This is a genomic window from Lyngbya sp. CCY1209 (genome assembly GCF_055795065.1).
On record NZ_JAYFER010000620.1, the window covers coordinates 20015 to 33151 of the forward strand.

The 13137-nt window shown below is 52.9% G+C and carries 6 protein-coding genes and 1 pseudogene; 4 read left to right on the top strand and 3 right to left on the bottom strand.

The genetic code is table 11. The features are described from left to right. Positions 1 to 300: 300 nt before the first annotated feature. Both AC0QHF_RS23600 and AC0QHF_RS23605 read right to left on the bottom strand, forming a co-directional pair. On the bottom strand, positions 301 to 7920 hold the full coding sequence (locus tag AC0QHF_RS23600; RefSeq protein ID WP_324706708.1) for an energy transducer TonB: 7620 nt from the start codon (positions 7918 to 7920) through the stop codon (positions 301 to 303). A gap of 712 nt (positions 7921 to 8632) precedes the next feature. Then, positions 8633 to 9316, bottom strand: a complete 684-nt coding sequence (locus AC0QHF_RS23605; protein ID WP_324706709.1) for a response regulator transcription factor — start codon at positions 9314 to 9316, stop codon at positions 8633 to 8635. A 323-nt stretch (positions 9317 to 9639) separates the two neighbouring features. On the opposite strand from AC0QHF_RS23605, the gene AC0QHF_RS23610 reads away from it, so the two are divergent. The 3 genes from AC0QHF_RS23610 to AC0QHF_RS23620 all read left to right on the top strand — a co-directional run bounded on the left by AC0QHF_RS23610 (position 9640) and on the right by AC0QHF_RS23620 (position 12068). Beyond that, positions 9640 to 10659, top strand: coding sequence for an ABC transporter ATP-binding protein (locus AC0QHF_RS23610; protein ID WP_324706710.1), 1020 nt, complete (start codon positions 9640 to 9642; stop codon positions 10657 to 10659). Between the two features lie 91 nt (positions 10660 to 10750). Continuing rightward, positions 10751 to 11620 carry an ABC transporter permease gene (locus tag AC0QHF_RS23615; protein ID WP_324706711.1) on the top strand — a complete coding sequence of 290 codons (870 nt, stop codon included), beginning with the start codon at positions 10751 to 10753 and terminating at the stop codon, positions 11618 to 11620. Positions 11621 to 11717: 97 nt separating this feature from the next. Then, entirely contained in the window at positions 11718 to 12068 is a 351-nt protein-coding gene (locus AC0QHF_RS23620; RefSeq protein WP_324706712.1) for a hypothetical protein, read from the top strand. A 268-nt stretch (positions 12069 to 12336) separates the two neighbouring features. On the opposite strand, the pseudogene AC0QHF_RS23625 reads toward AC0QHF_RS23620, so the two are convergent. Beyond that, a pseudogene (locus tag AC0QHF_RS23625) lies at positions 12337 to 12612 on the bottom strand (Uma2 family endonuclease); the annotation flags it as partial. A 196-nt stretch (positions 12613 to 12808) separates the two neighbouring features. Between AC0QHF_RS23625 and AC0QHF_RS23630 the strand changes: the two are divergent. Continuing rightward, positions 12809 to 13137, top strand: a 329-nt coding sequence (locus AC0QHF_RS23630; RefSeq protein WP_324706713.1) for a Uma2 family endonuclease, incomplete at its 3' end; no start/stop codon positions are given.

Consider the following 13137-nt stretch of genomic DNA (forward strand, 5'->3'; position numbering starts at 1 on the left):
CGGGCATTTCGCCCGGGAATTGATTCGATCGCTATCGGCTATCGGGTTTGCCGCTTTCAGCAAAAGTCAACGAGAGAGCTCGGGGGGAGGAAGAAACCGGGTTTCTCGTGGGTTATTTTGTTAGCCATCGAGATGCTGGAAAGAAACCCGGTTTCTAGAGTTTTCGGGGTGGGTGTGGAGTTGACCCCGGAAAAAATTAGGTCTAAAAAAAGTGCCGGATTGAATTCAATCCGACACTTCATCAATTAACTTACAGATTTGAAAGCGATCGCTCTGTCATTCCAGACAAGATGGGACCAACTAGACGCCAAACACGTCGGTTTCGGTCGTCGCCTGGAAGTTGTACACATCCAAGAACGTCACCTGTTCGACGGACTGAACCTGAGCGAAGGAAACCAAAGCGGCAGAGTTCGCAGAAATGTAAGTTTCCATTTCCAGTTCGGGATATTCCGCCAGGAATTCCTCGCTGTAAGGCTCGATTCCGGCTTCCAGACCCGCGCCGAACATATACTGCAACCGCTGGGTGAAGCTGACCTCTTCAAAGGACTCGACACCGTAGTAATCGGCAACTTCTTGTTGCAATTCCTCGGACTCGAAGTATTCCTCGAAGTTGTAGATATCGGAACTTTCGTTCCCCGCTTCTAACAGTTGACCCGTCAAAGCATCGTACAGTTCGCCGTCGTCGATGTCGCCGTTGCCATCTTGGTCGAAGTCGTCCAAATTTTCTTCCAGTTCGTCGGCGTATTCACCCCGTGCCCAATCGAGATCGATGGTCGGTGCGGTGTTGAAATTGGCTTGCAAACTGAACTGGAACGACTGCTGGGAACTGATCTGGTAGACGTTTTCGATGCGGTAATTTTGAACCACTTGCTCGCTGAGTTGTTCGCGGTAGTAGTCGAGATCGACAAACTGCGCGATATCGATACCCAGTTCGGAGGCAATTCCCAGATCAAAGCTCGCCAGGAAAGACACATCCAGGCTGGCAACTTCCTCGACGGAAACACCGAAGAAATCGGCCAGAACTGCGGGATATTCTTGTGCAATACCCTCGTAGTCCACGGGTGCGAAATTAAAGTCTTCTTCCAGACCCACCGTGTAGGCGTGTTCGAGAATCTGCACCTGACTCAGGCTTTCGGCACTCACTCCGAAGGTCCCTTCCAAGGTGCCAGCATATTGAGTGCGATAATACTCGAAGTCAATGGTTTCGGACAGACCGCCGTAGAAGTAATCCACCACCAACGCACTTTCCAGGCTTTCGACTTCGCTGACCCCAATCTGATAATACTCGGCCAATTGCACCTGGAATTGTTCTTTGAGATACTCAACTTCGACGTATTCCAGGGGATTGATTCCGAGTTCCCATCCTTCTTGGAAGGCAAACTCGATCACCTGCTCGCGAGTCAAGCCGCCGAGATTGAAGCCGTCGTCGTCCACTTCTGCAAACACCGGCGCCGCCGTTCCTCGCAGCTTGCTGCTGCCATTGCGATTTTCACCCACGCTCGTCAGGCGGACGCCGAATTCCTCGCCGATAAATTGCTCCAGGGTCAACTCTTCACCCTCGGAACTGAGGACAAACACGGTGGATTGAATGTCATCCTGACCGATACCGGACGTTCCGATTTGCACGCCGGCTTCAAAGTCCAGGGGTGCGATGGTGGCGTTACCCACTTGCGTCACGTCGCCGCCGAAGTCCGAGGAGGTGACATCATCCCCCGTCACCGACAGGCTATCGAGAAGATCGTCATTTTCGATATCAAAGAACAGGCCGTTGAGATCCGCGATCGGTTCCACGCTGTCAACCGTCACCTGAATGCCGTCTTCAACTTCCTCGAGCGTCACCGTCACGCCGGCGGGAGCTCCGGTGAAGTTCGACAACTCGACCACGACGGAATCGGGAATTTCACCTTCTTCGGTGGGGGGTTCGAGGTCTTCGAGTTCTTCTTCGTAGAACTCTGCGAGTGCTTCGGCGTTGGCTTCGGCGTAGCCTTCCACATCGAAAGCCTCAGTTTGGACTGCTTCGACTTCCAGGAGTGCTTGGAATTCCTCGCTATAAGCGATTTGAACCACCTGCTGCCGTGAGAGATTGGCGATATCATCGATTTCGATACCCAGATCCTCCAACAACTGGGTTTGTTGTTCGACCGTCAACTGTTGAACCTGGTATTGCAGGAAGTTGTGATCGAGGGACAGGAACTCGCTTTGCAGCCAGTTGATAACCGTCGCATCTGCGATTTCTTGAGTGGCGATCGCGGCTTGGTAGGTTTCGCCGAGATAGTCGAAGGCGACGTATCCCTCAAGCGTTCCTTCCGCTTCCCCGAACATGAACCCGTGGACTTGTTCCAGGGTCAATTCCGCTACGTCGTCCACATCCTCGAACCCTTCCAACAAGGCTTCGGCGTTGTCTTGGATATAGGCTTGATAGTCAACCGGCGAGAGCTCGATTTCTTCCTCGGCTTCCATCAACAAGGCTTTGAAGTCGCGGCTGTAAACCAGTTCCACCACCTGAGCATCGCCGAGATCTCCGAGTTCCGCGATCGCTTCTTCCGGGGACAGGATCTCGTTCACCTGTTCGATGGTGACGGTTTCGGCTTCCAACAATTGTTCCACTTGATAGCGGACATAGCCGACATCGGCGGTGAGGAAGTTCTCCTCAAATGTCGCCAGAATTTCTCCGTCGGGGAGGAACTGGACTTCACCTCGCAACACGTCTTCGGCGGTGACGGAGGTTTCTTCGGTATTGAAGAAGTTGACAATATCCTCGGTTTCCGCAACCCGCAGGTAGTCGTAATTGACGGTAGACTGTACCCGTTCGAGTTCGACATCCTCTCCCAGAATTTCCCCGAACTCCTCGCTAAACGCCAGGGTGGTAATGTTTTCTGAAGTCAACTCATCGAGAGATGCATATTCGGTTTCCAAAATACCGTTGACATCTTCAAGGGTGAAGGCGAAATCATGCATCAGTTCTTGAAGCTGATACGCCACATAACCGGTGTCGATTTCTTCCGCCTGCGTAACGGTTTCCACCGTCACCTGTTGGATGTAAGCCAGAACGTCTTCGGCTGCAAATTCCGTACCGTCGTCGGCGGTATCATCACCCGTGGTATCGTCCGAACTCTCATCGTCCGAATCGTCGGCGGTATCGTCCGAACTCTCATCGTCCGAATCATCGGTGGTATCGTCCGAACTCTCATCTTCCGAATCGTCGGCGGTATCGTCACCACTCAAATCATCGGTGATATCGTCCGAATCGTCATCGTCCGAATCATCGGCGGTATCGTCACCACTCAAATCATCGTCGGATTCCCCTCCGATCGCATCATCTTCACCAATGAAAGCGGCAATTTCTTCCCCTTGAGTTGCACTGAAGAATTCGACAATTTCCTCTTGGGTGAATTCGCGATCGGCCAATTCTTCTTCAGACAACTCGAAGTATTGAGCAAGTTCGGTGGCGTACTGAGAAACCACGAAACCGATATTCAGTTCGCTTTGAACCAGTTCGAGTTCGAGTTCAAACTCACTTTGGAATTCGGTATCCAATCCCAAATTGGTGAGTTGCTCGTCGGTGAGATCGTCGAGTGTGTCAATCGGTTCTTCGAGAACGGAGTTGATATCGTCGATCGCGATCGCTTCTTCGTCCAGAAGTTCTTGCAGTTGATATCGGACGTAAGCGACATCGACCTCAATTTCCTGTCCCTCAATGGTCGTCACCGAGTTAGTCGCAAACCACTCTTGAGCCACTTCCAGGGTCACATCCGTTTCGGAAATGCCCAAATCTGTGGCAATTTCTGCGGACTGACTCAACAAGAAATCGTCGAGTTGTTCGTCAGTAATCGTCGTAACTTCCTCCCCAGTGACGGCGGCGATATCCACATCCAAAACGTGGGCGATCGCGGGGGCAAAGATTTCCCGGACGTAATCGGCACTGACCGTTTCTTGGAACAGTTTAATCTCAGTTTCCTCACCCAACAAGGCTTGAAAATCGGGATTGAAAACCAAATTGATCAGCCCTCGATCTCCGAGGTCATCCAAACTGGTAATTTCCTCCGGCAAAATACCGTTCAAATCAGCCAGCGTCAGGGTTTCCTCTTCGAGCAACATTTCAATTTGCTCTTGGACGTAAGCCGTATCCACATTGAGGAATGAAAACTCACTCAACCAGGCCTTAACCGCCTCGTCGCTGTCGAGAATCGCCGCGTTGAAAGTTGTACCGATATAGTCGAGATCGGCAAATTCTTCCACGCTGAACTGTTGAGCACCGACGGTGAGGGCGAACTGACCGATCATATCTTGGCTCAGTTCGGTGACGCTTTCAACGCCATAATATTCAGTCAGAGCCGTTTCCAACTCCTCGCCATATTCGGCAAGATAGCCTTGGAAATTGAACCAACCCAAGGAGTTAAAATCGACCTCTTCTTGTCCGTAAAGATACTCGAGAATTTGCAGTTCGCTAACCTGAGCAATACTCTCGACTCCGAAGATTTGCGCCACATCTCCCTCGAAAGTAAAGCGGAAGTAATCGTAATTGACGACTTGAGACAAACCGCCATAAATCAGGTCGAGAACCACGTCTGCATCGACATCGGCGACTTCACCTTCTTCGAGGTCAAAGGCGGCAATAATGCGATCGCTGTACTGCTCCCGCAGGAATTCCAGGGCATCATCATCAACCACTTCAGACAGGCTCAGACCCCGTTGCAAGGCTTCGTTGACGACAAACTGATAAATCTGCTGTTGGTTGAAACCACTGACTCCATAGAAAGCCGTCAGTTCTTCGGTATATTGGACGAACGCAGCATCCAGATCAAAGGGGATGAGTTGATTATCGACGTCAAAACCTTCGGTGAGAAAATAGAACCGAATTTCCTCCGCAGTCAGTTGGTCGAGTTCTTTACCCAAACTCTCCGCATGAGTTGCCAATTCCTCTTCGTATTGAAGCAGTGCGAACCGGATATCGATCGCCGGAGCATCATCGCCAAATACGAAACTGACCACATTCTCAGCCGTGAAGTCCGCGCCAAATCGTGCGGTTAATGCTTCGGAATAAACGGTCGCGTAGTAGTTGGTATCAACGACATTAACCAGTTGATTGACCAAGGCAAACTGTTGGCTTTGCTCAAACAAGAAAGTATTGATTTGAGCGTCGCTCAAAATTTCGATATTGGTGACGTTGAAGAAAGCTTGCAGTTGCGATGCAAACAGCGATCGAGCTTCCGCAAAGTTAACGGCTGCCCCCATCACGTTCAAATTTTCTCCCGCACCCAAAGTAAAGGAAATCACCTGGGACTCGGTCAAACTGCCGACATTCTCGACCTCGATTTCGTAGAATTCCGCCAGTTGTTCCGCGTATTGATTCACCACATAGTTGACATCGACAAAAACCTGGGAGTCGATGCTGGCGATGACTTCCTGTTCGGACAGTTCTTCAACATCGTCAACGTCGTAGAATTCCTGAATGGCTTCCACATTAGTCTGTTCGACGAAGTTGATATGCACGAAAACCGACGGGTTGACACCTTCCGGAAGTCCGTTTTCCTGAATGAATGCGATCGCTTCCTGCTGGGTCGCATCCGGCCCCAAGGTGGCAGTAATTTCTTCGCCGTAGATGGCGGTCAGATATTCAAACCCGAAGGAGGCGGAAGTATTCAACCCCTCTTCCAAACCTTGGCTATTGATAAACGCCAAAACTTGGGTATTGGAAATTTCGGTGATTTCAACGCCGAAGAACGCTTCCAACTGGGTCTGGTAAACGGCTGTGACATAGTTGAGGCTCACCACCGTAGAGGGATTGACCGCTTCCAAACCATCTTCGGAGGTGACGTACTCGAAAATTTCGGTATTCGTAAGATTGGTAATTTCGGTTCCGAAATGAGCTTCGATCGCCGTAATTGATTGTTGATTGGACAGCAAGAAATCTAAGTCAACTAACGACGACGGACTCTGACCTTCCGGCAATCCGACTTCGACAATGTAACTGAACAGTTGTGCATTACTGATGTTCTCGACGGAAACCCCGAAGAACTGTTCGAGTTGGACGCTGTAGGTCGATTGGAAGAAGCTCAAGCTGATATTCGGACTCGGCGAGAATCCTTGTTCCAAGCCTTCCCCGTCGATGTAATTGACGATTTGCAAGTAGCTGAGTTCTTCGACGGATGCCACGCCGTAAAACGCGATCAGTTGGGCACTGTAAGCCTCCAAATAGTAGCTCACATCGACGGCGGGAGATGGATTGATGTCAAGTTCCAAGTAATTCTCATCCAGCCAATCCAAGAGCTCCTGAGTGGCGATGGTGGTGACATCTTCCACTTGGAAAGCCACTTGCAATTGAGCTTCGTAGGTGGTCAGAATAAATCCGACATTGAAGGCGACTTCTGACGGCAGTTCGGGTTCCGGTTCGGGTTCCGGTTCCGGTTCGGGTTCCGGTTCCGGTTCGGGTTCCGGTTCGGGTTCCGGTTCCGGTTCCGGTTCGGGTTCCGGTTCGGGTTCCGGTTCCGGTTCCGGTTCGGGTTCCGGTTCCGGTTCGGGTTCCGGTTCCGGTTCGGGTTGTTCTGCTACGGGAGGAGGTGCGGAGGGGATATCGTCGAGGGGAGGTAACTCGCCACTCACTCCATCATCCGCATCGTCGTCCTCGTCGTCGTCCTCGTCGTCGTCCTCGTCGTCGTCCTCGTCGTCGTCCTCGTCGTCGTCCTCGTCGTCAGTATCCGGGATGTCTCCACCATCGTCATCAGCTTCGTCGTCCGGCGTGTCGATGACATCATCTCCTTCGGAACCGGTATCCTCATCGTCGTCGTCGGAACCGATAATCAGATTGAAATTCGCCTCAATTTGAGCAATGAGTTCGGAAAGGTTAATTTCAGTGAGACTGGTCAGATTTAGAGTTTCCAAGACTTGGGAAACAGAGAACGAGAAGCTAAACTCCCGCTGTTCAAAAAATCCGAATTGTACCCAGTGGTCTGTGGCTGTAATTTGACCGCTTTCGATAAATGGAACCAAATCCGGGTTCAACGCCACATATTCGCTGACGTTGAAAATATTGCTGAACTCCAGACTTTGGCGGCGTCCGATTTGCAGGAAATGGGTGAAAGCACTGACTTGCAAACCCTGATTAGCCGCCTCTTCCAGGTCGCTGACAACGCCGGGGTTCAGTTGCAGGTAGACATTGGGATTGAATAGATTGCTGCCAATCCGGTTTTCAAACTGTCCGAACTGCAAGAAGTGGACGAAGCTGCTGACGAGGTTTCCTTGGGTGACAGAAACCAGGTCGGGATTTGCTTGGGTGTAAATGTTGATGTTGAAGAAGTTGCTAAACTCCCGACCTTCGGCCAGACCGAAATCTAAGAAGTGGGTGAGCAAATCTTCCCGAGAGATCACAGCCGCGACATCCGGATTGCTCTGGGCATATTCGGTAATGTTGAAAAATGAACTGAATTCCCGGCCTTCAAATTGACCGAATTCAAAGAAGTGTTGTCGCAGGTCAAACGTGAATCCTGCCGCCTCGACTTCCAGTTGGAATTGTGCCAGGTCGGGGTTTTGTTCGAGGTAGGCTTCTTCATCGAAAAGTTGATTCAGGATGAAGGTTCTGATATCGCCCACGACATCGAGAAAAGTCGGGACGGGGGCGTCATCCGCCACCGCTTCCGAGTCGGTTATCTCCACTTCAGATTCAGCAATTTCCGGATTTTCCAGACCGTTGCCCGGGTCGTCAATTTCGGAGACCATTTCATTATCAATTTGCCCTCCGTCATCGAGGTCGTCATCCGCTTCGTCATCGGTGTCATCATCTGTTTCGTCTACGTCCAGTTCGATCGCCGTGACGTCAGCCAAATCTTCCGATTCTGAGCCGTCCATTTCTGCGTCTAATTCTTCGGAGATTTCCGGGTCTTCTAGGATTAGAGGGACGGAAGTCAAAAGTTCGTCGTCCATGCTTAAAAAATCCTCAATTCTAATTATTTTTGGGGTCATTTGCACTCAAAAATCGTTCCCAATGCGATAGGTGCGCTGTCGCGGATCGCCCGCCGGCTCGAATTGGGGAAATAATGAGATACAAACGTTGGGGCCGTCGATGCCGAATTCTCAAAATCATAGATGCGACCCAAAGTTCATCCGACGTCGTTTTGGGAGGGCTGAATTCGATCGCACTTCGGAAAATGTTCTGGTGAGATTTCAGCCCGGACTCCTGATGGGGAAGGACGAAGGACGGCCGTGAAAGATCCCCCGAGTCGATCAGACCCGAAGGGTTTAGGAATCAGTCTTTCGGATGTTTTTTGACCTCACACCACAAAATCATCGTGCTTCTTCCAGTCGTGATACTTCAGTTCTTGTACTCCCTCATTGTAAGGATACCCCTTAAGATCTCCATGAAGTCAACGTGAGAAATTTCTTAATATTAATCTCGAATGGGGGTCGAGAACCGAACCGGCCGGGGCGATCGCCGACAAAACCAATTATTGACGAATTGCCACCCAATATTGTTCCTCAAATTTTGAAGATATCGAGTTTTCATTCTTCCCCGTTCCCTCCTCAACCGGCTTGTTGCCTATTGCCTGTTACCTGTTGCCTCCGTCAACGGAGTCTGTCCGGCCAAACGATCAACTATTAGACGAATTCAAACCGGCTGGGGTTCCCCCAAATCTTCTCAAATGTCCCGGGGCGAACTACAGAGGCGGTAGCCCATGCCCCGCAGGGTTTCGATGCGATCGCTGCCCAGTTTTTTCCGCAGGTAGCCGACGTAGACATCGACGACGTTGGACCCCGGATCGTAATCGTAACCCCAGACGCGATCGAGCAACTGTTCGCGGCTGAGGACCTGTTCGGGGTGGCGCAGGAAGGTTTCGAGGAGTTGGAACTCCTTAGCCGAAAGTTTCAGGGTGCGATCGCCCACCTGCACCTGGCGGGTATATAAATTCAAGGAAATATCGGCGACCCGGAGACTTTTCTCATCCTCGCCGCCGGTTGGAGTTTGGGTCCGCAGCCTAGCCCGCACCCGGGCCAGCAGTTCCGCGAACCGAAACGGCTTGGTCACGTAATCGTCCGCGCCGCCCTCCAACCCCGCCACCTTGTCGGTGATGTCGTCGCGGGCCGTCAGGATGATGATGGGCAAATTTTCCCCCTGGCCCCGCAATTCCTTCAACACCTGGAACCCGTCGCGGTCGGGGAGTCCCAAATCGAGGATCAGCAGGTCAAAATTGTTGCCGATGGCTTTGTCGATCACTTCCCGTCCGCTGCCGGCGATGGCGGTGGTAAAGCCGCTGGCCCGCAGTCCCTTTTCGAGGAAGGCGGCGATTCGGGGTTCATCTTCGGCAATTAAAATCCGGCTCATGTCACAAGACCTGATCAGAGGAGAATGTCGGGAAATTTCCCGGGGGTCGGCGGCGGGTTATGGCGCTGTGTGCAGGTAATGGGTAATGGGTAATGGGGAATCGGTTAACGGTCATCACCTTGAGATTAGGGTTTCAAGGTGGGTCTGCCGAACGAAACGGTCAAGACACGATCGCTCATCATTGCCATAGCTTACCCCCGGGCGGTCAAATTTCGTGCGATCGTCGGACGATCTAAAACGGTGCACCCCCGATCGCGACCGCCGGCAATCCATTAAAATGTTGAGTAATGTAAACGCGATCCGTATCCACCAGCAATTGTGACATGACTCCTGCCGTTTTAATCGAGAATCTGCAAAAACGTTACGGTTCGGTTGAGGCCGTCAAAGATGTTTCCCTGGAAGTCCGGCCCGGGGAAATTTTCGGCTTGCTCGGCCCTAACGGCGCGGGGAAAACCACGACCCTGCGATCGCTGTGCACCCTCATCACCCCTGATGCGGGTCACTTGGCGGTTTCGGGCATCTCGGTGGTCGATCGCCCCAAACTGGCCCGACGGCGCCTCGGCTACGTCGCCCAGGAAGTCGCCCTCGACAAGGTGCTCACGGGTCGGGAACTGCTGCAACTGCAGGCGGCGCTGTACCACCTCCCCCGCCCCCAAATTAAAGACCGCATCGAGACGGTGGCGCAACTGCTGGGCCTGCAGGAGTGGATCGACCAAAAAAGCGGCACCTATTCCGGGGGCATCCGCAAGCGCCTCGACCTAGCGTCGGGCCTGCTGCACCAGCCCGACGTCTTGGTACTCGACGAGCCGACGGTGGGCCTGGACATCGAAAGTCGGGTGGCGGTGTGGGACTTCCTGCGGAAACTGCGGGAGTCGGGAACCACGGTGCTGATCACCAGCCACTATTTGGAGGAGGTGGACGCCCTGGCCGACCGCGTGGCCATCATTGACAAGGGGGTGGTCATCGCCACCGGAACCCCTTCGGAACTCAAAGATCGGGTGGGCGGCGATCGCGTCACCCTGCGGATTCGGGAGTTCTCCCCGGCCGAAGAGGCCGAAAAAGCCAAGGAATTGCTCGAATCCCTATCCTGCGTCCAAGAAATTATCATCAACCCGGCCCAGGGCAATTCCCTCAATTTGGTGGTTGAACCCCAAAACGATGCTCTGCTCACTATCCAGCAAGCCCTGAAAGAGGCGGGTTTGCCGACGTTCGGCATCGCCCAGTCCCGCCCCAGTTTGGACGATGTTTATCTGGCTGCCACGGGTCAAACCCTTATGGATGCGGAACTCGCCGGGGCGGCCGGACGCGACCCGAAGGCGGAGAAAAAGCGGAATATGCGTTAGAAAAGAGAGCGGAGGGACTCTGCTTTTTATTCCCGACGACCGACGACCGACTCCCTATTCCCCAATTTGTTGCGATCGAGATTTTAAAATTATGAGTGGTACGACGATTAATCCTCAATTATCGGCGGCGGAGTTGGAGGAACAATCCAATCCCGTGGGCGAGTTCATCCAGGAAACTCTTGCCCTCACCCGCCGCCTGTTCATCCAGTTGCGGCGACGCCCTTCGACGCTGATCGCGGGGGTCATTCAACCGTTGATGTGGTTGATTTTGTTCGGGGCGCTGTTCCAAAATGCCCCCGAAGGGTTGTTCGGAGAAACGACAAATTACGGACAATTTCTCGGCGCCGGGGTGATCGTGTTTACGGCCTTCGCCGGGGCGCTGAACGCCGGGTTGCCGGTGATGTTCGATCGCGAGTTCGGCTTTTTGAACCGCCTGTTGGTGGCGCCACTGGCTTCGCGGTTTTCCATCGTTTTAGCCTCGGCTATTTATATCGTCACCCTCAGTTTCGTCCAGACGGCGGCGATCGTCACGGCGGCATCATTTATGGGCGCCGGATTGCCGGGAATTGCCGGACTGGCGGTGATCGCCCTGGTGGTTTTGTTGTTGGTGCTGGGGGTGACGGGTTTGAGTTTGGGTCTGGCCTTCGCCCTCCCCGGCCACATTGAATTGATCGCGGTGATTTTCGTGACGAACCTGCCGCTGCTGTTCGCGAGTACGGCTCTGGCGCCCCTGTCGTTCATGCCGAAGTGGTTGCAGGTGGTGGCGACGCTGAATCCCCTCAGCTACGCGATCGAACCGATCCGCTACCTCTACGTCCACGAGAGTTGGTCCTGGGGTAGCGTGGTGATGGCCGCACCTTTCGGCGAGGTGACGTTCGGCGCGGCGCTGTTGGTGTTGCTCGGGTTCGCGATCGCCGCCCTGCTGCTGATTCAACCGCTGTTGCGCCGTCGGTTCGCTTAGGTTTCCGACCCATTTGGAAACATTCTATACCCCTCCTGTTCGGGAGGGGTTTAAAATGATTGAGTTATAGAATTCTTCTAAATCGTAATTGACAGCTATGGCTATGAAATCGGCATCTCTGAAAACCATCGCCGCGATCGCCTCTTTGAGCTTGGGTGGGGCCGTTTGGGTCCAATCCGGCGCGATCGCCCAAACCACCGTCGATCCCCTCCAGGATTTCGACAGCCGCAACAGCACCACTGAGTCTTCGGCGACGCTGAACCAGCGGACGCTGTTCGACATCCTCCACCGTGCCCAACAAGGTGGGTTCGACTTCGACGGATCGGTTGAGACTCAACGGAATGAAAATATACTCGACGCGGCGGCTGAGTTCCGGGAAAAGCAACGGCGGGCGATCGAGGCTCAACCGGCGTCGGGGACGGAAGTTGAAGGAGAAGTGACCCCGTAGGAACGCATTGAAAGAAAATGGGGCGATATCATCGATATCCCAACCGCCCTGGCGGTTGCCATACTCCATCGATCGCCCCGTTACCACAAAAATTTAATCTTGTCAAGCCTACCTCCCAAATTGTGTGAAGTTCTGCTTCTACTCGCGATCGCAATCAATCCCCGCTTCCCGCAACAACTGTTCCAGCCTTTGAGCCTTGCGACGCTCCTCTTCTAACTCGGCGGTCACTTGTTCGGCTCGCGATCGCTCCTGTTGCAACTGTTGCTTTCTCTTTCCACTGTTGATAGGAACCTCTGTCTCCCTTTTCCACCCCAAACACCACCATCACATCCGGAGCTTGGCGAGTTCTATTATCCCCTTCGACGGGATACCAGAGCAAATCCCCCGCCACAAACACGTTGCGATCGTTTGCAAACAACCACGCCAGATTGTGATAGATTGTCATAATCCAGCGAAACTGAACTGTATTGTCCGACATCGGTTTACCGTCTGAATCCGGATAGAGAATCTCATGCTGAGTTGCAATTTGTGGTTGATAAACCATTGTTAATTCTCCCGATAAACTCATCTTTTTTCCCTATCCAGAACATTATAGCAGTGTGAAATTATGAGTTGAAATTCGATCCGCTAAAAGCCCCCAGAATTGGGGGTTTGGGGGCGAGAAGATTTGAAACCGATCGCATTCCCATCCCTGTGAGTTACCATCAACACTATCCGCCCAAATTCTCGGAGGAAATTCGATGCACTCCACCCTGACTCTGGAACTTCCCCCTTCCACCCTTCTCCACGTCACCCAGGAACAATTCCAAGCCCTCGCCGCCGCCAACCCCGATTTAAGATTAGAACGGACCGCCGCAGGAGAACTGATTGTGAACCCACCCGCAGGCAGCGAATCAGGAAAAAAAAATAGCCGCATCACCGGACAACTCGATCGCTGGGATGAAGCCCACGAAGACTTGGGTGTTGCCTTCGACTCTTCGGCGGGATTTATTCTCCCCAACGGCGCCACCCGTTCCCCCGATGCCTCTTGGGTAGCTCGCTCTCGGTGGGAGGCGCTGACACCCGAACA

Bases quoted from the DNA above. Each gene is read 5' to 3' on its own strand.
- AC0QHF_RS23620 (WP_324706712.1), top strand. From the start codon at position 11,718: ATGGCTATGAAATCGGCATCTCTGAAAACCATCGCCGCGATCGCCTCT.
- AC0QHF_RS23615 (WP_324706711.1), top strand. From the start codon at position 10,751: ATGAGTGGTACGACGATTAATCCTCAATTATCGGCGGCGGAGTTGGAG.
- AC0QHF_RS23605 (WP_324706709.1), bottom strand. From the start codon at position 9,316: ATGAGCCGGATTTTAATTGCCGAAGATGAACCCCGAATCGCCGCCTTC.
- AC0QHF_RS23610 (WP_324706710.1), top strand. From the start codon at position 9,640: ATGACTCCTGCCGTTTTAATCGAGAATCTGCAAAAACGTTACGGTTCG.
- AC0QHF_RS23600 (WP_324706708.1), bottom strand. From the start codon at position 7,920: ATGGACGACGAACTTTTGACTTCCGTCCCTCTAATCCTAGAAGACCCG.